Consider the following 18,945-nt stretch of genomic DNA (forward strand, 5'->3'; position numbering starts at 1 on the left):
TCAGTCCGAGGCCGGGAGCGGCTTGGCGCTCTTCACGGGCAGTGGTGCGCCGTTCACGGCCAGCGTGCCCGGCCCGGGCTTCGTGCACAGGAGTTCAAGGCCGAGATCCTCGTCGGCGTACCGCTTGCCGAGCAGCGCACCGCCCATCAGGGCGGGGTCCGGGGTGCCGGAGCCCGGCCCGGTCCCCTCGCTCATGGCGGCCCCGCCGCACGTGATCTCCAGGTCCTCGTCCGGGCACCGCACGACGATCACCGCCGTCGTGTCGACCGTACTGGCGAGCATCTGCCCCACGCGTGGCCTCATCGCAGTGTCCTCCGCGGCTCTCGTGGTACCGAGTCAGGGGTACCGAGTAACCAGAGAAAAGTATACTACTTTCCTCGATCGCGTCGAGAACGGAGCCGCCTGATGGAACTCGAGACCGTCCTGTACGAGGTGACCGACCACGTCGCCACGATCACCCTCAACCGGCCGGAGGCCATGAACGGCTTCAACCAGCGGATGCTGGAGGAGTTCTCCACCCTCTGGGACACCGTCAAGACCGATGACGACGTGCGGGTCGTCGTCCTGCGCGGGGCGGGCGACCGGGCGTTCTGCACCGGCATGGACGTGAAGGAGGGCATCGACCGCCATCCCAACGTCTGGTCGCAGACCGACCCGGGCGAGTATCTCTCGCCGAAGCTCAACCAGGTGTGGAAGCCCCTGGTGTGCGCGGTGCACGGCATGGCCGCCGGCGGCGCCTTCTACTGGCTCAACGAGGCCGACATCATGATCTGTTCTCAGGAGGCCACGTTCTTCGACCCGCATGTCAGCTACGGCCTCACCGCGGCCCTGGAGCCGATCGGCCTCGCCCGCCGCATCCCTCTCGGCGAGGCGCTGCGCATCGCCCTGCTCGGTCTCGACGAACGCGTGTCGGCTGCCCGCGCCCTGCAGATCGGCCTGGTCAGCGAGGTGCTGCCGCGTGCGCACCTGTGGGACCGGGCCGATGAGATCGCCCGCGCCATCGCCGCCAAACCGCCGGCCGCGATCCAGGGCACCGTCCGCGCGATCTGGGAGTCGCTCGACTCGACCCGCACCCAGGCGCTGCGCACCGGACTGTCGTACACGCAGGTCGGCAACCCGATCGGAAAGGCGGAGGTCGACCGCTCAGCGGTGCCCCGGGGGCAGTGGACACTGCGCTGACACTCCCCTACCCTCCCTGAAATAAGTGTACTTTTTTAGGTGCCCAGCATCGGGAGGCTCTCATGCGGTTCGGCATGCCCTGGCCCGGCCGGGACGTCGGACGGGAGGCCGAGCAGGCCGGTGTCGGCGCCTTCTGCGCCGGGGAGTTCGCGGACCACGACGCCTACCTCACGGTGGCCGACATCGTGGCGAACACCGAACGCGCACTGGCCGGCCCCGCCATCGCCTACGCCTTCGCCCGCACCCCCTACGCGCACGCCACCGCACTGCGCCATCTGCACGACCGGGCCCCGGGCCGGCTCTTCCTCGGTCTGGGCAGTGCGGCGTTCCGGATCAACCGGGACTGGCTGGGCGTGCCCCCCGAGCGGCCCGTGGACCGGATCGCCGAGACGGTCGGCGCCGTACGGGCCTGGCTGCACGCGGAGAACGGCGAACAGGTCCGCTACTCCGGCGAGTTCTACGAGCTCGACGCCGACGTCCGCGCCCCGGTGCTCGGCCGGCTGGACATCCCCGTCCTGCTCGCCGCGTTCAACACCCGTATGGCCACCACCGCGGGCCGGGCCGCCGACGGGGTCATCGGGCACGGCCTGTTCACCGCCTCGTGGTGGAACGACGTCGTACGGCCGTCGGTCGAGCGCGGCCGCACGGACGGCGCGCGTCCGCTCGAACACGGCTGGGTCATCACGGCGGTCGACGACGCCGCACCCGAGCGCGCCGTCGCCGACGCCAAGCGCATGATCGCCTTCTATCTCACCGTCAAGACGTACGACCCGTTCGTCGCCCACCACGGCTGGGAGGAGCCGGTCGCACTGGTCCGTGCGGCGTTCCGGGCCGGCGACACGGAGGGCATGGCGCGGGCGGTCACCGACGAGATGCTCACCGAGATCGCCGTCTGCGGGAGCACCGCCGACGCGAAGGACGCCCTCGCGCGCCGGGCCGGGTCGCTCCCCCGCGACGTCGGCTACTTCGCGCCCCCGAGCTTCATGGTGAGCCGTGGGCGCAAGGCCGCCTATGCCCAGGCGTCCCTCGCGCTCGTGGGCGCGGTACCGCAAGCGGTCTGAGCGACACGCGTACGGCGACCGGCCCCGGAGCAGCGGGAGCGCTCCGGGGCCGGTCCGCCGCTCGGCCGCGGCTCAGGCGTTCTCGGTGACGGGGGCGAGCTTCCGGCTCTTGTCGAAGTGCACGACGTCGGCCAGCGTGCCGCCCAGGATGGCCGCGCGGTCCTCGTCGGAGACGGTGTCGTCGATGTTCTCGGCGATGCACTCGGCGCTGCTGCGGAAGGTGCCCTCGGCGTGGGGGTAGTCGTTGCCCCACATGATGGTCGACAACCCGGTGATGTGACGGGCCTTCACCGCGGTCGGGTCGTCCGCGAACTGCACATGGATCTGCCGCTGGATGTACTCGCTGGGCTTGAGCGGGTAGGGCCACTTGTCGTTGACGGCGAACAGCCTGCCCATCGCGGGCTGGTCCTTCGGCGAGCGGCTGTCGTCCCAGAAACCGAGCCACCAGTCGGCGTCCTGACCGGTGCCGGTCTTCCAGGCCTTGTCGATGTAGCCCATGAAGGAGACCAGCCAGCCGGCACCGTACTCGATGAGATTGAAGTGGAGGTCGGGGTACCGCTCGCAGACCCCGCCGCCGACGAGATCCGCGATGATGCGCCGCGGGCCGCCGTCACCGCCCCCGCCGGCCAGGAGCCGGCCCGACACCATGTCGTCGGTCAGCTGCCCCTTGCCCATGTTGACGGCCGTCATCATGCCCCGGACCGTGACCGCCGTGTCGGACTCGGCCTCCCTGACGCGCACCCCGCCGGTGGCGACATGGACGAACACCGGCATCCCGTGCGCCTGGGCGGCCGCCCACACCGGGTCGTAGATCCGCGAGTAGTACGGCGCGGGCGGGGTCTCCGGCAGCAGGATCGCGCCCAGACCCAGACGGGCGCACCGCTCGATCTCGGCGACCGCCTCGGGAATGTCGGTCACGGGGATCGCCGCCGTCGGACGCAGCCGGTCCTTGTACTTCAGGAAGCGCTCGGCGATGTAGTCGTTCCACACCCGCGCGTGGGCCATCGACAGCTCGTGGTCGTCGGTGAACAGGACGAACAGCGAGAGATTGGGGAACATCACCGAGGCGTCGACGCCGTCGAGGTTCATGTCCCGGATGATGTGGTCCGGCTCGCCGTCCGGGGTCTCGCCGCCGAACTGCCGGTACTTGGAGATGGTCCAGCCGTCGAAGCCGATGGTGTGGAGCTTCTTGAACTCGGTGTGCCCGCCCTCCACGATCGGCTCGTCGAGGGTGAACTCCTCTTCCCAGAGGGCCCGGTCCCGCAGTTGTTTCGGCAGCCGATCCCTGAAGAGATCGGCCGGCTCGATGATGTGCGAATCGCCGGACACGACAAATTCCTTGAACACAGGCGGTACCTCTTTCGAACCTCGTCGTTCGTGCTGGAACCCACCCCCGCAGCACTGCCGAAGTTAGCTGTACCGACCGGTCGAGTCAATGATTCGGCATACGGATTGACGACCAGCCGTCAGCACCGAGGCTGACATTTCACTGACACAGGGGTGGACGCCACCACCACTGACTTCGGGTTGTTCATTCAGTACACTCAAATTGACACGTCGGCCGGCGATCTGGAGACGACACATGACGACGGCGTACTCGTTCTCTTCGCAGCTCTACATCGACGGACGCCGGACCGACGGCCGCGCGGACACCCCGATCCCGGTCCGCAACCCGGCGACCGAGGAGACGGTCGCGGAGGTCCCGGGCTCGTCGACGGCGGACGTACGGCAGGCCGTCGAGGCGGCCCGGCGCGCCTTCGACGAGGGTCCCTGGCCGCGGATGAGGCCCGCGGAACGGGGCGCCGTCCTGCTGCGCATGGCCGAGGAGATGGAGCGCAGACTGCCCGAGCTCGTCGCCGTCAACATGGCCGAGGCGGGCTCGGTCCGCGCGCTGGCCGAGACCCTGCAGACCCGGGTCCCGGTGACGCATCTGCGCGACATGGCCGAGCGGGTGCTGCCGGCCTTCGCCTGGGAGCGCCCGATGGACCCGACGATCGCCCCGGGCATCGGCATCTCCCAAGGGGTGCTGCGCCGCGAGGCGTTCGGCGTGTGCGCGCTGATCTCCGCGTACAACTTCCCGTTCTTCCTCAGCATGATGAAGGTGATCCCGGCCCTCGCGGCAGGCTGCACGGCCGTCCTGAAACCGGCCCCCTCGACCCCCCTGGAATCCCTGCTGATCGGCGACTTCGCCGATGCCGCCGGGTTGCCGCCCGGCGTGCTCAACATCGTCACCGGTGATGTGGAGGCCGGCCGCGAACTCACCACGCATCCCCTGGTCGACCTCGTCAGCTTCACCGGGTCGGACACGGTCGGCCGCACGGTCTACACCCAGGCCGCGGCCTCCCTCAAGAAGGTCGTCCTGGAACTCGGCGGCAAGTCGGCCAACATCGTCCGCGCCGACGGCGACCTCGACGGCGCCGTCCGCTCGGCGCTCACGGGCATCACCACCCATGCCGGACAGGGCTGTTCACTGCTCACCCGCACGCTCGTCCACGAGTCCGTCCACGACGAGTTCGTCGCCCGGCTCAGTGCGGCCCTCGCCGAGGTCAGGGTCGGCGACCCGGCCGACCCGTCCACCACCATGGGCCCCCTGATCAGCGAGGCGCAGCGGGACAAGGTGGAGAAGCTGATCCGGATCGGCGAGGAGGAGGGGGCGCGTCTGGTCTGCGGCGGAAAGCGCCCCTCCGGTCTCGACCGGGGCTACTTCGTCGAACCCACCCTCTTCACCGGCGTCGACAACCACATGACCATCGCCCGTACGGAGTTCTTCGGCCCGGTCGGCGTCGTCATCCCGTTCCGCACGGACGAGGAGGCGGTGCGGATCGCGAACGACAGCCCGTACGGTCTCGCCGGCGCCGTCTGGAGCGCCGACACCGTGGCCGCGTACGCGATGGCGTCCCGCATCCGGGCCGGCGGTGTCGCGATCAACGGCGGGAGCGCCGGGGTGAATCCGCGTGCGGCGTTCGGCGGCTACAAGCAGAGTGGACTCGGCCGGGAGTGGGGCGAGTTCGGGCTGGACGAGTACCTGCAGACCAAGACCGTCAGCTGGGCTTCGCGCTGAGCGGCCGGGTGAGCGGGCCACCCGGCCGCGGGCGCCCTACTTGATGCTCACCTTCACACCGGCTATCTGCTCACCGCAGGCCGGCGCCCCCGCCGGATCGGGCACGAACTTCTCGCCCTTGAGGAGGGAGACGAAGGTGCAGTCGCCCGGACCGCCGACCGAGTACGACCCCTTGGCGGCGAAGTCGGCGGGCTTCGGGAACAGTCCTCCGGCGGTCCAGCTCTTGTCGGTGCGCAAGGCGTCCATCAGCTTCTCCTGGCTCGCGGTGCAACCGGCCTTCTCCAGCCCGTGCAGCAGCAGGTCCGCGCTGATCCAGCCGACGGCCTGGGAGAAGGACGGGATGCCGGAGGCCGACTTGGCGTACGTCTTGAGCGCCGCGGACCACGCCCGGGTCGCCTTCGTGTCCGTCTCGACGGGTTCGTACGACGTCATGAAGCCCACCCCTTGCGCCACCTTCAACGTCGGCGGCGACTTCAGGAGGTCGGCCCCGTAACCGGTGGCCAGCAGGATCGACCTCATCTTCACGCCCGCCCGGCGCAGACCGGTGGCGAGCGCGAAGCCGGTCTCGGGGATCACCGGGGCGTAGAGCACGTCGGCGCCGGACTTCTTGATGCCCAGGACGATCGGACCGACGTCGCTGCTCCCGAACGGAATGCGCTCGTTGACGTATCCGCGCCCCAGGCCGGCGTGTTCGGCCGACACCGCCGCGCCCTCGGCGGCCTTGGCGGAGCTCGGGGTGTTGTAGGCGACCACGGCGGCCTTGGTCCCGCCGAGCTTCTTCCAGTACGCGCCGAGGGTGGTCGCGGCCCGGTCGTAGTCGGTGCCGGACATCGCAGGGAAGAGGTTGTCGTACTTCGGGTCGAGCCACTGCTCGCCGCCGTCGAAGGCGCCCCCGAGGAAGGGGGTGCCGCCCGCCTGGGTGCCCGCGTACTGTCCGGCGCCGTAGAAGTACGTGCTCACCGGCAGCACGGCGTACACGTGCTTCTGCTGCACCAGCCGCTGAGCCGCGGTGAGCGCGCCCTGCGGGGTGGACTGGTCGTCGCCCATGACCACGTCGAAGCCGCGCGAGGCGCACGTGCCGCCGGCGGCCTTGTAGGCCGCGAGCCGCGCCTTGACTCCGCTTTCCGTGTCCGCATAGTGCGCTGCCGCCGCGCCGCTCAGCGAGGTCAGCACGCCGACCTTCACCGGCCCGCTCGTGCCGGCCGCCCCGGCGGATCCGCCGCCGCAGGCCGCGAGCACCAGTACGGCGGCGCTCGTCCAGGTTGCGATGGCACCGACTCTTCTCATGTGCTCTCCTCCGTCCCCGGCCCGTCGAACGACGGTTCCGACAGGTGGTACGCGAGGCACAGTGGAGCATATTAAGTATCCTTTGTCATCGGATCGCGCGGCGATATGCCCCCTGAGGGTTGACGTGGGCTCCTTATGAGCGCACTTTAATCGGGACTCCGCTGCTCTCCCGAGCACGACCTTCCAGGAGGCCGTCGTTGCTCTCCTACGTTGTCGCCGGCCTCGCTCTCGGGGCCGTCTACGCCATCGCGGCGGCCTCGCTGGTCGTCACCCATGTGTCGTCGGGCGTGTTCAACTTCGCGTTCGGGGCCATGGCGTTCGCCGTGGCCCGCTTCTACTACTTCCTCTACGTCGAGCAGGGCTGGCCGCTGCCGCTCGCCGCGGTCGTCGCGATCGGACTGTTCGGTCCGGCGCTGGGCGTACTGCTGTACGCGGTGCTCTTCCGGCATCTGCGGCTGCGCTCGCCGCTGGTGAAGATCGTCGCGACGATCGGTCTGTCGGTGGCGCTGCCGCCCCTGGTCAATCTCGTGTTCGGGCAGCTGGTGAACGTCACCGCGCCGGGTCTGGCGCCCCAACCGGTCGCCGTCTACCGGCCGTTCGGCACGGTGGTCGACATGAACCAGCTGATCACGTACGCGGGCCTCGCCGTGGTCCTGATCGTCGGCACCGTGCTGCTGCGATATACCGACATCGGCCTGAAGGTGCGCGCCCTGGTCGACTCCGAGGCGCTCACCGCGATGTCCGGGGTCAGCCCCGCGCGGGTGTCGGTCGGGGTGTGGGCGTTCAGTGCGCTGCTCGCCGGTCTGGCCGGGGTGCTCGTCGCGCCCACCGCCGGTCTGTCGGTGGACGGTATGACCTTCCTGATGGCGGCGGCCTTCGCGGCCGTGGTGGCGGCACGGCTGCGCAGCCTGCCGACGGCCGTCGGGGTCGCGCTCGCCATGGGCGTCGTCACCAGCGTGATCCAGCGCTACCTCGATCCGCAGAGTGCGCTGTCCTCGCAGATCGTGCCGAGCGTGCCGTTCCTGTTCATGCTCGTCTTCCTCGTCGCCCACGCGGTGCGCGGACGGGCCGGGGACACGTCGGCGGGCGGGGTCCTGGACCGCGCGGTCCGGGCGGAGAACGCGAGCGCTCCTGCCACGGCCATCCGGTCGGGGTTCCTCGCCCCGCTCGCGGTACTCGCCGTGGTCGCGTGCCTCCCCCTGGTCCTCGACGACTTCTGGACCGGGCTGACCGCGACCGGCATCGCGCTGGCCACGGCCCTGCTGTCGTGCACGCTCGTCACGGGCGAGGGCGGCATGATCTGGCTGTGCCAGATCACCTTCGCGGGGTTCGGCGCCCTGCTCGCCGCCGACCTCACCACGAACTCGGGGTGGCCTCCGCTGGCGGCGGTGCTGGTGAGCGCGGTGTGCGTGGTTCCGATCGGTGTGGTGCTCGGTCTGCTGACGATCCGTCTGGGCAACCTGTACGTCGCCCTGGTGACACTGACCTTCGGACTCCTCGCGCAGAACCTGGTCTTCATGCGGGACCGCTTCTACAACTCGGGCCAGGGCATCTTCATGCCCCGCCCCGAATGGGCCCTGGACAACCGGACCTTCGCCCTGCTCGCCCTGGCGGTGTTCGCCGCACTCGGTCTGTTCGTCGTCAACCTCCGCCGCTCGACGGCGGGGTTGGCCGTGACGGCGGTCCGCTGGAGCGAGACCGGATCGCGCACGCTGGGTCTCGGCATCGTGCCGGTCAAGGTGCTCGTCTCCGCCGCTGCCACCTTCGTCGCCGCGGTCGGCGGCGGTTTCGTGGCCCTCGCCTACCAGTCGGCGCTGCCGGACTCGTTCAACCCGTTCACCGGGCTGGTCTGGCTGGCCGTCCTGGTCACCGTGGGAGCACGGCCCGTTGTCGGCGCTCTGGTCGCGGGGGTGGCGTTCGCCGTGCTGCCCAGTGTGTTCCAGACGTATCTGCCGACCCGCTGGGCCGAAGTCCCGGTCATCCTCTTCGGTTGGGGCGCGGTCATGCTCGCCCGCAACCCCGAGGGCATCATCGCGATGCACGCCCGGCAGCTGCGTGAGCTGGGGCGGTGGCGGCAGGGGCGGCGAGCTCCCGTCGAGGAGCCTTCGACGCCTCAGGGAGAATTCGTATGAGCGCGGCCTCCGTCGGGACACCTGCTCGCATCGAGGCCCGGGGCGTCACCGTCCGCTTCGGCGGTCTCGTCGCCCTGAGCGAGGTCGATATGGCGGTGCCGCCTGCCTCGGTGGTCGGGCTGGTCGGCCCCAACGGGGCGGGAAAGAGCACGCTGTTCGCCGTACTCTCCGGGCTGCTGGCGCCCAGTGCGGGCTCGGTGCTGATGGACGGTCACGACGTCACCCGGGCCAGTGCGCAGGCGCGGGCCCGGCGCGGTCTCGCCCGTACCTTTCAACATCCGGAGCTGTTCCCGGGGTTGACCGTCCGCGAGCACGTGGTGCTGGCGTACCGGCTGCGGCACACACGGCACCGGATCTGGACCGACCTCGTCACCGGGGGCGGTTTCCGGAAGGCGCCCGTCGACGAGGACCGGCGCGCCGACGCGCTTCTCAGGGCGCTGCGGCTGACCGGGCAGGCCCATCGGCCGGTCTCCGGGCTGCCGTTGGGCACCAGCCGGTTGCTGGAGATCGCGCGGGCGCTCGCCGTCGACCCGGGCGTGCTGCTCCTGGACGAGCCGTCCTCCGGGCTGGACGCGCGCGAGACCGACGAGTTGGCGGCGACGCTCACCCGCGTCGTGGCCGACCACGGGGTGTCGCTGCTCCTGGTCGAGCACGATGTCGAGCTCGTGCTGGGGATGAGCGACGTGGTCCACGTCCTCGACTTCGGCGTCAAGATCAGCGAGGGCTCCCCCGCCGAGGTGCGGGAGGACCCTGCCGTACGCGCCGCGTACCTGGGCGCGGGCCACGGCGAGGAAAGGACTCCCGCATGAACGGCACCGCGTCTCCGCTGCTCGCCGTCCGCGATCTGACCGTCCACTACGGAACCGCTCAGGCGCTGCGGGACGTGACCTTCGAGGTGTCGCCCAACAGCGCGCTGGCCGTGCTGGGACCGAACGGAGCCGGCAAGAGCACGCTGGCCAGGGCGCTTTCGGGGCTTGTGCAGCCCGGCGCCGGAACCTTCGTGCTCGACGGCCGGGACCTCACCGGGCAGTCGCCCGACGCGATCCGCCGGGCCGGGCTGGTTCATCTCCCCGAGGGCCGTGGGGTGTTCCCCACGTTGACGGTCATGGAGAACCTCCGGATGGCCACCGCCCGCGACCGGCGCGGGCGGTCCGCGGCCCTCGACCGGGCCTTCGAGATCTTTCCCGTGCTGCGGGAGCGGCAGCGGCAGGCGGCGGGGACGCTGTCGGGCGGCGAGCAGCAGATGCTGTCCCTCGCGCGGGCCCTGATGGTCCACCCGCGGCTGGTGATCGCCGACGAGCTGTCGCTCGGTCTCGCGCCGAAGATGGTCGACGTGGTGTTCGAGAGCCTGCGGCGGGCGCGGGCCGCCGGCGTCGCGGTCGTCATGATCGAGCAGTTCGCGAGCCGGGCGCTCGACTTCGCCGATCACTGCCTCCTCCTGCGGCGCGGCCGGATCGCGTGGGCGGGCGAGGCGGATCGCGCCGGGCCGGAACTCCTGCGCCGCTACCTCGGGGAGGCGACGGCGGCCTGAGTTGTCACGGCTGGTCGCCCGCGCGGCACATCACCACGGTCACGAGGTGTCCGTGCGTGCCGCGAACCGTCGCGCCACATCGGCCACGTCATGGCGTCGCCGCAGCTTCGCCTGCGCCTCCAGCGCGAGCGCGTGGGCGAGGCTGGTGTCCTCCCCGGCGGCGAGCAGCTCGAGCGTCTCCGCCACGGCTCCGGGGTGGGCGGCTCGGATCAGACCGGCGATCTCGCGCGCCCGGTCGAGCAGACGGTCCGGCGGTACGACTTCGGTCACCAGGCCCGCCGCGAGCGCCTGACGGGCGTCGATCGGCTCGCCCGTCAGCATCATCCGGCGCGCGAGGCGTACGCCGACCGCTCGCGGCAGCAGCGCGCTCATCCCCCAGCCCGCGGTCAGTCCGACGGCGGCATGGGTGTCGGCGAACCGGGCCCGGTCGGAGGCGATGAGGAACGAGCACGACAGGGCAAGCTCCAACGCCCCTGTGTAGCAAAGGCCGTTGATCACCCCGAGCACCGGCGTGCGGGACGCCCGTACCACCTCGGCGGGGTCCGTGCGCGCTCCCCGCGGGGAACTTCCGCCGTTGCCCAGCGCCTCCTTGAGGTCGATGCCGGCCGAGAACGCGGGATCGGCGCCCGTGAGGACCACCAGCCGGGTCTCCGCGTCCGCGTCGGCCGCCCGTACCGCCTCGATGAGCCCGCGTCGCATCGCGATCGTCATCGCGTTGCGCGTCTGCGGCCGGTCGAGCGTCAGCCACAGCACGCCGTCGCTCCAACGACCCTCCAGTCCGTCGGCCCCGGCCTCGATCACCGTCGTTCACACCGTCAGGACCATGGCCGAGCCCATGCCGCCGCCCGCGCACATGGCCGCGACCGCGGTCCCGCCGCCACGACGGCGCAACTCGTGCGCCAGGGTCACGACCATGCGCGTGCCGGTGGTCGCGATCGGGTGGCCGAGGCTGCACCCGCTGCCGAACGGGTTGACCCGCTCGGGGTCGAGGCCCAGTTCGCGGGTGGTGGCGAGGGCGACCGCGGCGAACGCCTCGTTGACCTCGAACAGGTCGACGTCGTCGAGGCCGAGCCCGGCACGGTCGAGCGCCCTGCGGATCGCGGCGATCGGCGCGAGCCCGGTCTCGACGGGATCGACTCCCACGCTCGCCCAGGCCCGTACCGTCGCGAGGGGGGTGAGTCCGTGCGCGGCGGCCACGTCCGAGCCGGCGACGACGACCGCGGCCGCGCCGTCGTTGACACCGCTGGAGTTGCCGGCCGTGATGGAGAAGCCCTCGATCTCGGGGTGCAGCACCTTCAGCGCGGCCAGTTTCTCGGCGCTGGTGTCGCGCCTCGGATGCTCGTCGGTGTCGAAGACAACGGTCGCTCCGTCCCGGCCGGCGACCTTGACGGGCACGATCTCCTCGGTGAACCGGCCCTCGTCGATGGCCCGTACGGCCCGCTCGTGGGAGCGGAGCGCCCAGGCGTCCATCTCCCGACGGGTGAGGCCGGCCAGCCGGGCCGTGTTCCAGCCGACGAGGACGCCCATGTCGTCGTTGGGCGCCTCGGGCGTGGGGACATGGGTCGGCGCCATCCATGGGTCCTGCCAGTCGTCGGTGCCCGGAATGCGCCGCCGCGCCACCGGCGCCGTGGACGACGAGTGGGTCCCGCCCGCGATCACCACCCGGTCCATCCCGGCCCGCACGCTCGCGGCGGCGGTCGCCACACTGGCGAGTCCGGAGGCGCAGTGCCGGTTGTGGGCCAGGCCGGGGACGTGCGTCAGCCCTGCCTGGAGCGCGGCGTACCGGGCGATGTCCCCGCCTCCGGCCAGGGATTCGCCGAGGACGACGTCGTCGACGGTCTCGGGAGGCAGTCCACTGCGCCGAGCGGCCTCGCGGACCACGGTCGTGGCGAGTTCGAAGGCGTCGGTGTCCCGCAGGGTTCCTCGGCGGGCGGTTCCGATCGCGGTGCGGCACGCGGAGAGAAGAACGGCATCAACCATGAATTCAGAGTACTTAAATAGGGGAACGATCAACAGATATCCCGCGAGATTGAGCGCAGATCTCGACCGCTGCGATAAAAGAGGATACCTTGCTACGGTGAACTTCGAGCTCAGCGAGGAGCAGGAGATGCTGCGCGAGGCCTCGCGCGACCTGCTGTCGGACCGGGCCCCGATCGGGCACGTACGGGCGTGGACGGATCGCGACGAGGACGTCGATCCCGAGGTGTGGCGGCTGACGGCCGGCCTCGGCTGGCCCGGTCTGGGTCTGCCCGAGGAGTACGGCGGCACCGGCCAGGGACTCGTGGAACTCACTCTCGTCGCCGAGGAGTTGGGGCGCGCGCTGGGGCGGGGTCCGTTCGCGCCCACCTCGGTCGTCGGACGGGCACTCGCCGCCGCCGGGTCGCCCGGACTGCGGGCGGAGGTGCTGCCCGAACTCGCCACGGGATCGGGCTGGGCGACCTGGGCCTTCGCCGAACCGCACGCCCCCTGGTCCCTCGACGGTATCCGCGCGACCGCCCGGACCGACGGGGACGCGATCGTCCTCGACGGGGTCAAGACGGCGGTGCAGGACGCCGGCGGCGCCCGCCGGCTGCTCGTCACCGCACGCCACGACGGGGTCCCGGCGTCCTTCCTGGTCGACCGCGCCGGCCCCGGCATCACCGTCCGCCGGCAGCAGGTCCTGGACCTGACCCGTTCGTTCTACGAGGTCCGCTTCCACGGCGTACGCGTCCCGCACGAGCGCCGCCTGGCCGCCCGGCCCGAGGAGATCCAGCGGCTGCTCGACGAGGCATCCGTGCTGCGGTGCGCCGACGCCCTCGGAGTGATGCAGCGCATGCTGGAGCTCACCGTCGAACACACCGGCTCCCGTGTGCAGTTCGGGCGGCCCATCGGGACCTTCCAGGCCGTCAAGCACGCGTGCGCCGACATGGCGCTGCTGGTGCACGGCGCCAGGGCCGCCACCTCCTACGCGGCGATGTCGGCCGACGCGGGGGCCGACGACGCCGGCCGAGCCGCCTGCGCAGCCGCCTCGTACGTCGCGGCCGGGGCCGGCGAGGTCGCCGCCCGGGCCCTCCAGCTGCACGGCGGCATCGGCTTCACCTGGGAGCACGACCTCCACCTCCACCTGCGCCGCGCCCGTGCCGACAGCGTGCTGTACGGCGACGCCGCCGTGCACCGCGACCGGCTGTGCACCCTCCTGCGGCGGTCTCCCGCGTCCGCCTGAGCCGAACGATCCGAAAGGTTCCCGATGGAGATCAAGGGCAAGAAGGCCGTGGTGGTCGGCGGCGCCTCCGGCATGGGCCGGGCCACCGCCGAGCTGCTCGCGGCCCGCGGTGCCGACGTCGCCGTACTGGACCGTCCGACGTCGGCGGGAGCCGAGGTCGCCGCCGCGTTCGGCGGGAGCTTCCATCCCGTCGACGTCACCGACTTCGAGGCGACGGAGGGCGCCCTGGACGCCGCCGTGGAGGCTCTCGGCGGGTTGCATGTGTCCGTCACCACCGCGGGCGGCGGCAGCGTACGGCGGACGCTCGGCAAGGACGGTCCGCACGACCTGGAGACCTTCCGCCGGGTGCTCGACCTGAACGCCGTCGCCAGCTTCAACATCAGCCGGCTGGCAGCGGCGCGCATGAGCCGCAACGAGCCGGAGGAGCCCGACGGCGAACGGGGCGTCATCGTCAACACGTCCTCGATCGCCGCCTACGAGGGACAGATCGGTCAGGTCGCCTACTCGGCGGCCAAGGCGGCCATCGCCGGCATGAGCCTCACCATGGCCCGCGACCTCGGCTCGCTCGGCATCCGCGTCGTCGCCATCGCGCCCAGCCTCTTCGAGACGGGCGCCACCGAGAAGATCCCCGCCGAGACGCGGGCCGCGCTGGTGAAGGACGCCGCGTTCCCCAGGCGGCTGGGCCGACCCGAGGAGTACGCCAAGCTCGCCCTCGCCGTCGTCGACAACCCGATGCTGAACGGCCAGTGCCTGCGGCTCGACGCGGGCCAGCGGTTCGGACCGAAGTGAGGTTCTGATGAGTGAGGTTCTGATGCCGGACGACAGCGCGGAACACCAGGGCAGGGTGGCCCTCGTCACCGGGGGCGGTCGCGGCTTCGGCAAGGCCTTCGGCGAGGCGCTGTCGTCCCTCGGCGCCCATGTCGTGCTCGCCGACATCGACGGCGACGCCGCGGCCGAGGCGGCGGCGGAACTCACCGCCAAGGGCCTGAGCGCGGCCGGCGTCGGCTGTGACGTGGCCGACGAGGACGAGGTCGGCGCGGTCGTGGGTGAGATCGTCGAACGCCATGGCGGACTGGACGTCCTGGTCAACAACGCAGGCCTGCACGCCGCCTACAACAGGCCGTTCACCGAACTGGGCCTCGCCAAGGTACGGCGCGTCATCGACGTCAACGTCATGGGCACCATCATCTGCTCGCTCGCGGCGCACAAGGCCATGCGGGGACGCGAGGGCGCCTCCATCGTCAACATCTCCTCGTCGGCGGCGTACGCGAACCGAAGCATCTACGGCGTCTCCAAGCTCGCCGTACGCGGCCTGACGGTGTCCTTCGCGCGCGAGTTCGCCGCCGACGGCATCCGGGTCAATGCGATCGCGCCGGGCCTCATCTTCACCGACACCGTACGGGCCCAGCTCTCCCCCGCCGAGGCGGACCGTGTCCTCGGGGAGCAGATCCTGCGCCAGGAAGGCCGGGAGCAGGACATCGTCGAGGCGCTGCTGTATCTGGTCTCCTCGAAGGCGTCCTTCGTCACCGGCGAAACCCTGCGCGTGACGGGCGGGTTCGCGCTCTCCGTCTAGCCCCGTACACGTCTGTGGCCCCGCGACGGCTCTCGCGGGGCCACAGGCGTGTACGGCTGTGCCTCTACACGGTCGCCGGCTCGGCCGTCGTGCTCTCGGTCAGCTCCTTCTGCTCGGACGTGATCGCCTTCAGCAGCACGTACGGCGTGGCGATCTTCCAGAAGACGTACGCGATCGAGGGGATCAGGTACGCGAGGAGGCCGTCCCAGGCGAGCGGTCCGGTCTTGTTGAGGAAGACGAAGGCGCCCGGGATGAGCAGCACGCCCAGCACCATGCTGAGCCAGCCGTACCAGCGCGGAAAGACCGGCTTGGCGCGGCGGTGGTCGATGAAGGCGGCGTACCCGATCGACCAGACCTGGAGCACGAAGATGCAGGCGTTGCCCACGAACATCAGCCAGAAGGTGTCGGTCATCGCGGACAGGACGTCGGCGGAGTGCGCCTGGGGCCGCCAGGCCGCGGCGGCGAGGATGGCGAGCGGGAAGAAGAACCCGAGCGGGGCCACCACGCCCGTGGTGAGCTGGATCATGGAGAGCAGGCCCCAGCCGCCCTCGACCCGGCGCAGCTGCATGCTCGTCACGACGACGTACGGGTACTCGAACGGGACGAGCAGGACCATCAGGGCGACACAAGTGAGGATGCCCGTGCGGTGGTCCTTGAGGAACGTGACGATGTCCTGGGGGCTCTCCGTGGGACTCATCGGCGGGGTGAGGTGCCCCACGGCGAAGGCGGCGAAGAATCCGACGAACAGGACGACTCCGCACCACGCCGAGATGCGTTGCAGTCTGAAATGGAGGTCTTGCTTCATCTGCGGCTCCCTTTTCTGTCGACCGGCCGGTGTCTACCGGCCGATCTCGTGCCAGCCCACGAGGCTGTCGAGCAGCGGTCCCGCGCTCGACAGGTAGTCGCCGTATCCGCCCCGGAAGAACAGCAGCGGGGTCCCCGGCGACTCGGCGCGCAGGTCATGGACCCGCCCGACGACCAGGAGGTGATCTCCGATCTCAACGACCTGCTCGATCGTGCAGTCGACCCACGCGACGATCCCGTCCAGCACCGGGTTGCCGAGGGCGGACGCCTGCCAGGCCGTGCCCTCGAACCGCTGCCCGGCCGGACCGGTCGCGAGCTTCCTCGACAGCCGTTCCTGCTTGCCGGCAAGGGCGTTGGCGCAGAAGCGGCCCGCGGCCCTGATCGTCCGCAGGGTCGTGGAGGAGCGGTCGGCCAGGAAGGACACCAGGGGCGGGTCCAGCGACACGGAGGTGAAGGTGCCGACGATCATGCCGTGCGGCCGGTCCTCGGCGTCCGTGGTGGTGATCGCGACCACGCTCGTGGGGAAGTTGCCCAGGACGTCGCGGAACCGCCGGCTCATATCAGGACACGCATCGACTCGGGCAGCTCGAGTCCCATCTGGGCCAGGGCGTTGGCGTGGTACGCGGTGCCCGGCACATGGATCATGTGCTGGAGTCCGACGTGGGCGTCCCGCCAGTACCGCTGGATCGGGTTGTCGCGGCGGATCGCGTTGCCGCCGGACCTGGCGAAGATCTCGTCGAGGGCGGAGACGGCACGCCAGGCGCAACGGACCTGGTTGCGCCGTACGTCGGCGCGATCCTCGATGGTGACCGGCCGGCCGGCCTCGACCTTGTCGTACAACCGGCTGATGCCGTCGATGAGTTGGACCCGTGAGGCGGCGATCTCGGCGGCGGCCTCGCCGGCGGCGTAGAGGACGTACGGGTCGTCGCGCACCTGGACGCCGGTCACGGCGACGCGGTCGCGCTGCTGGGCGAGGTGGACGGCGAGGGCGCCCTCGCAGATGCCGATGACGGCGGCGGTGATGCCGAGCGGGAACATCGAGGCGAACGGCAGCTTGTAGAGGGTGTCGGTGAGCCCGACCGCCTCCGCGGCGGCGCCCTCCTGGACCGCCTCCTGCCGGATCGTGCGGTACTCGGGGATGAACGCCTTGTCGACGACGACGTCCTTGCTGCCCGTGCCCGCCAGTCCTACGACGTCCCAGGTGCCGTCGATGATCTCGTAGTCGGAGCGGGGCAGGACGACGTGGAGCACGGTGATGGGCCCGGCGGGCCTGCCCTTGCCGTCGCCGAGGAGGGCTCCGAGGAAGTCCCAGCGGCAGTGGTCGCTGCCGGAGGAGAAGGGCCAGCGGCCGCTGAGGACATAGCCGCCGTCGACCGGTTCGGCGATGCCGTTGGGCATGTAGGGCGAGGCGATCCAGGTGTCCGGGTCCTCGTCCCAGACCTCGTGGGCGAGGCGCGGGTCCAGCTGGGCCAGCTCCCAGGGGTGGACGCCGACGACACCGCACACCCAGCCGGCCGCCCCGTCGTGCCGGGCGACCGCCATCACCGCTTCCGCGAAGTCCCGGGGATGGGCGGCGAATCCACCGAACTCCTTGGGCTGCAGCAGCCGTACGACCCCGGTGGAACGGAGCAGTTCGACGGTCCGGTCGCTCAGCTTGCCGAGTGACTCGTTCTCGTCGGCGAGCCCGGCCAGTTCGGCACCCGACTCCTCGACACGGCCGACCACTTCATGCGTCACTCCGCACACCTCCCGGTCCCTGATCCCTCGCATGGGCCGCGCGTCACCGGCGGCCGGACGGCCTCAGTGTCGGCGCGCGGGACCGGCGGCCGCTGTGCGCTTTCCGCTGACCGGGACTGGGGCGCGGGCACGACGAAGGGCGGGTGGGCCGTGTGCCCCACCCGCCCCTGACGTGCGCCGGTCATGCCGGTCGTCACCTGTCGCGGACGGCCGCGAACACCGCGCCGTCGACAAGGACGTCGACGCCGTTCAGTCGGCCTCGCAGATCCGGTCAATCTCTCTATAGAGTGTCCTTTATTGGCGGTGCATGGGTGGGTGGAGGGTCCGGATGCGCATCGGTATGCCCCTGAGCTACAGCGGCGGTTTCAAGGAGGCCGTGGCCGGGCTCCGCGACTACGAGAAGGCGGGCTTGGACATCGTCTTCGTGCCCGAGGCCTACTCCTTCGACGCGATCAGCCAGCTCGGCTTCATCGCCGCACACACCGAGCGCCTGGAGATCGCCTCCGGAATCCTCCAGATCTACACCCGCACGCCCACGCTGACGGCGATGACGGCAGCCGGCCTCGACTTCGTCTCCGACGGCCGGTTCACGCTGGGTCTCGGTGCCTCCGGGCCGCAGGTGATCGAGGGGTTCCACGGACAGCCGTACACCGCTCCGCTGGCCCGCACCCGCGAGATCGTGGAGATCTGCCGGTCGGTCTGGCGCCGGGAGAAGGTCGTGCACGAGGGCCGTCACTACCGCATCCCGCTCCCGCCCGAGCAGGGAACCGGCCTCGGCCTGCCGCTCAAGCTCATCAACCACCCGGTGCGCGCACGCATCCCGATCGTGCTGGCCGCCATCGGGCCGAAGAACGTGGCACTGGCCGCCGAGATCGCGGAGGGCTGGATGCCGATGTTCTTCCATCCGGAGCGGGCGGCCGAGGTGTGGGGCCCGGCGCTGGCCGAGGGCTCCGCACGGCGGGATCCCGCCCTCGGCGCGCTCGACGTGGTGGTCTCCCCGCCCCTGGCCATCGGCGAGGACGTGGACCACCTGATCGAACTCGCCCGGCCCCAACTCGCCCTGTACATCGGCGGGATGGGGGCCCGCGGCCACAACTTCTACAACGACCTCGCCCGCCGCTACGGCTACGAGTCCGCGGCCGCCACCGTCCAGGACCTGTACCTGTCGGGCCGCAAGGACGAGGCCGCGGCCGCCGTCCCCGCCGATCTGCTGCGGGCGACCTCCCTGATCGGCCCGGCCTCCTACGTCGCCGAACGGCTCGCGGCCTTCCGCGCCGCCGGCGTCACCACCCTCCAGGTCCGGCCCCTGGCCCCCACCACGGCACAGCGGCTGAACGACGTCGAGCGACTCAGGGCCATGACCTCCTGAAACAGCCCC

General features: G+C 71.0%; 18 protein-coding genes. 10 read left to right on the forward strand and 8 right to left on the reverse strand.

What is annotated here, in order from left to right:
* The gene (locus ACWC09_RS37785; RefSeq protein ID WP_450855559.1) at positions 1-303 is read right to left on the reverse strand and encodes a hypothetical protein; all 303 of its coding nucleotides are present in this window, start codon (positions 301-303) and stop codon (positions 1-3) included.
* 102 nt (positions 304-405) lie between these two features.
* Here ACWC09_RS37785 and ACWC09_RS37790 point away from each other — a divergent pair, with 102 nt between their 5' ends.
* Both ACWC09_RS37790 and ACWC09_RS37795 read left to right on the forward strand, forming a co-directional pair.
* Positions 406-1,179, forward strand: a complete 774-nt coding sequence (locus ACWC09_RS37790) for an enoyl-CoA hydratase/isomerase family protein (protein ID WP_450855560.1) — start codon at positions 406-408, stop codon at positions 1,177-1,179.
* 62 nt (positions 1,180-1,241) lie between these two features.
* Complete coding sequence (locus ACWC09_RS37795; protein WP_450855561.1) at positions 1,242-2,240, forward strand: LLM class flavin-dependent oxidoreductase; 999 nt, start codon at positions 1,242-1,244, stop codon at positions 2,238-2,240.
* Positions 2,241-2,312: 72 nt separating this feature from the next.
* On the opposite strand, the gene ACWC09_RS37800 is transcribed toward ACWC09_RS37795, so the two are convergent.
* Positions 2,313-3,569 carry an amidohydrolase family protein gene (locus ACWC09_RS37800; protein ID WP_450855562.1) on the reverse strand — a complete coding sequence of 419 codons (1,257 nt, stop codon included), beginning with the start codon at positions 3,567-3,569 and terminating at the stop codon, positions 2,313-2,315.
* A gap of 253 nt (positions 3,570-3,822) precedes the next feature.
* On the opposite strand from ACWC09_RS37800, the gene ACWC09_RS37805 reads away from it, so the two are divergent.
* Entirely contained in the window at positions 3,823-5,301 is a 1,479-nt protein-coding gene (locus tag ACWC09_RS37805) for an aldehyde dehydrogenase family protein (protein WP_450855563.1), read from the forward strand.
* A 36-nt stretch (positions 5,302-5,337) separates the two neighbouring features.
* Here the strand turns inward: ACWC09_RS37805 and ACWC09_RS37810 are convergent, their stop codons facing one another.
* Positions 5,338-6,588, reverse strand: a complete 1,251-nt coding sequence (locus tag ACWC09_RS37810; RefSeq protein WP_450855564.1) for an ABC transporter substrate-binding protein — start codon at positions 6,586-6,588, stop codon at positions 5,338-5,340.
* A gap of 197 nt (positions 6,589-6,785) precedes the next feature.
* Between ACWC09_RS37810 and ACWC09_RS37815 the strand changes: the two genes are divergently transcribed.
* The 3 genes from ACWC09_RS37815 to ACWC09_RS37825 are packed head-to-tail and all read left to right on the forward strand — an operon-like array spanning position 6,786 to position 10,251.
* Positions 6,786-8,720: an ABC transporter permease gene (locus ACWC09_RS37815; protein ID WP_450855565.1), complete on the forward strand. Its 1,935-nt coding sequence runs from the start codon at positions 6,786-6,788 to the stop codon at positions 8,718-8,720.
* Positions 8,717-9,529: an ABC transporter ATP-binding protein gene (locus ACWC09_RS37820; protein WP_450855566.1), complete on the forward strand. Its 813-nt coding sequence runs from the start codon at positions 8,717-8,719 to the stop codon at positions 9,527-9,529. The genes ACWC09_RS37815 and ACWC09_RS37820 overlap by 4 nt, the downstream gene beginning before the upstream one ends.
* Positions 9,526-10,251, forward strand: a complete 726-nt coding sequence (locus ACWC09_RS37825) for an ABC transporter ATP-binding protein (RefSeq protein WP_450855567.1) — start codon at positions 9,526-9,528, stop codon at positions 10,249-10,251. The genes ACWC09_RS37820 and ACWC09_RS37825 overlap by 4 nt, the downstream gene beginning before the upstream one ends.
* Before the next feature lie 39 nt (positions 10,252-10,290).
* On the opposite strand, the gene ACWC09_RS37830 is transcribed toward ACWC09_RS37825, so the two are convergent.
* On the reverse strand, positions 10,291-11,052 hold the full coding sequence (locus tag ACWC09_RS37830; protein ID WP_450855568.1) for an enoyl-CoA hydratase: 762 nt from the start codon (positions 11,050-11,052) through the stop codon (positions 10,291-10,293).
* A gap of 6 nt (positions 11,053-11,058) precedes the next feature.
* Entirely contained in the window at positions 11,059-12,231 is a 1,173-nt protein-coding gene (locus ACWC09_RS37835; RefSeq protein ID WP_450855569.1) for a thiolase family protein, read from the reverse strand.
* Between the two features lie 97 nt (positions 12,232-12,328).
* Between ACWC09_RS37835 and ACWC09_RS37840 the strand changes: the two genes are divergently transcribed.
* From ACWC09_RS37840 to ACWC09_RS37850, 3 genes are read left to right on the forward strand one after another with little or no spacing between them, the layout of a single operon-like run.
* Complete coding sequence (locus tag ACWC09_RS37840; RefSeq protein ID WP_450855570.1) at positions 12,329-13,453, forward strand: acyl-CoA dehydrogenase family protein; 1,125 nt, start codon at positions 12,329-12,331, stop codon at positions 13,451-13,453.
* Positions 13,454-13,477: 24 nt separating this feature from the next.
* Positions 13,478-14,242, forward strand: a complete 765-nt coding sequence (locus ACWC09_RS37845) for an SDR family NAD(P)-dependent oxidoreductase (protein ID WP_450855571.1) — start codon at positions 13,478-13,480, stop codon at positions 14,240-14,242.
* Positions 14,243-14,249: 7 nt separating this feature from the next.
* A complete protein-coding gene (locus ACWC09_RS37850; protein WP_450855572.1) occupies positions 14,250-15,026 on the forward strand; it encodes an SDR family NAD(P)-dependent oxidoreductase in 777 nt (258 codons plus the stop codon).
* 64 nt (positions 15,027-15,090) lie between these two features.
* Here ACWC09_RS37850 and ACWC09_RS37855 read toward each other — a convergent pair whose 3' ends face one another.
* Genes ACWC09_RS37855 through ACWC09_RS37865 form a run of 3 tightly spaced genes read right to left on the reverse strand, consistent with a single transcriptional unit; the run spans position 15,091 to position 17,567 of the window.
* Complete coding sequence (locus ACWC09_RS37855) at positions 15,091-15,831, reverse strand: hypothetical protein (protein WP_450855573.1); 741 nt, start codon at positions 15,829-15,831, stop codon at positions 15,091-15,093.
* 33 nt (positions 15,832-15,864) lie between these two features.
* A complete protein-coding gene (locus tag ACWC09_RS37860) occupies positions 15,865-16,389 on the reverse strand; it encodes a flavin reductase family protein (protein WP_450855574.1) in 525 nt (174 codons plus the stop codon).
* A complete protein-coding gene (locus ACWC09_RS37865) occupies positions 16,386-17,567 on the reverse strand; it encodes a hydroxylase (RefSeq protein WP_450855575.1) in 1,182 nt (393 codons plus the stop codon). Before ACWC09_RS37865 ends, ACWC09_RS37860 begins: the two co-directional genes overlap by 4 nt.
* Before the next feature lie 328 nt (positions 17,568-17,895).
* On the opposite strand from ACWC09_RS37865, the gene ACWC09_RS37870 reads away from it, so the two are divergent.
* Positions 17,896-18,936, forward strand: coding sequence for an LLM class F420-dependent oxidoreductase (locus tag ACWC09_RS37870; RefSeq protein WP_450855576.1), 1,041 nt, complete (start codon positions 17,896-17,898; stop codon positions 18,934-18,936).
* Positions 18,937-18,945: the final 9 nt, after the last annotated feature.

The organism is Streptomyces sp. NPDC001617 (assembly GCF_053596855.1).

What these genes read in the sequence shown, in the direction of transcription:
- ACWC09_RS37785 (WP_450855559.1), bottom strand. Translation starts at nt 303, where the DNA reads ATGAGGCCACGCGTGGGGCAGATGCTCGCCAGTACGGTCGACACGACG.
- ACWC09_RS37790 (WP_450855560.1), top strand. Translation starts at nt 406, where the DNA reads ATGGAACTCGAGACCGTCCTGTACGAGGTGACCGACCACGTCGCCACG.
- ACWC09_RS37795 (WP_450855561.1), top strand. Translation starts at nt 1,242, where the DNA reads ATGCGGTTCGGCATGCCCTGGCCCGGCCGGGACGTCGGACGGGAGGCC.
- ACWC09_RS37805 (WP_450855563.1), top strand. Translation starts at nt 3,823, where the DNA reads ATGACGACGGCGTACTCGTTCTCTTCGCAGCTCTACATCGACGGACGC.
- ACWC09_RS37810 (WP_450855564.1), bottom strand. Translation starts at nt 6,588, where the DNA reads ATGAGAAGAGTCGGTGCCATCGCAACCTGGACGAGCGCCGCCGTACTG.
- ACWC09_RS37820 (WP_450855566.1), top strand. Translation starts at nt 8,717, where the DNA reads ATGAGCGCGGCCTCCGTCGGGACACCTGCTCGCATCGAGGCCCGGGGC.
- ACWC09_RS37825 (WP_450855567.1), top strand. Translation starts at nt 9,526, where the DNA reads ATGAACGGCACCGCGTCTCCGCTGCTCGCCGTCCGCGATCTGACCGTC.
- ACWC09_RS37835 (WP_450855569.1), bottom strand. Translation starts at nt 12,231, where the DNA reads ATGGTTGATGCCGTTCTTCTCTCCGCGTGCCGCACCGCGATCGGAACC.
- ACWC09_RS37845 (WP_450855571.1), top strand. Translation starts at nt 13,478, where the DNA reads ATGGAGATCAAGGGCAAGAAGGCCGTGGTGGTCGGCGGCGCCTCCGGC.
- ACWC09_RS37850 (WP_450855572.1), top strand. Translation starts at nt 14,250, where the DNA reads ATGAGTGAGGTTCTGATGCCGGACGACAGCGCGGAACACCAGGGCAGG.
- ACWC09_RS37855 (WP_450855573.1), bottom strand. Translation starts at nt 15,831, where the DNA reads ATGAAGCAAGACCTCCATTTCAGACTGCAACGCATCTCGGCGTGGTGC.
- ACWC09_RS37860 (WP_450855574.1), bottom strand. Translation starts at nt 16,389, where the DNA reads ATGAGCCGGCGGTTCCGCGACGTCCTGGGCAACTTCCCCACGAGCGTG.
- ACWC09_RS37870 (WP_450855576.1), top strand. Translation starts at nt 17,896, where the DNA reads ATGCGCATCGGTATGCCCCTGAGCTACAGCGGCGGTTTCAAGGAGGCC.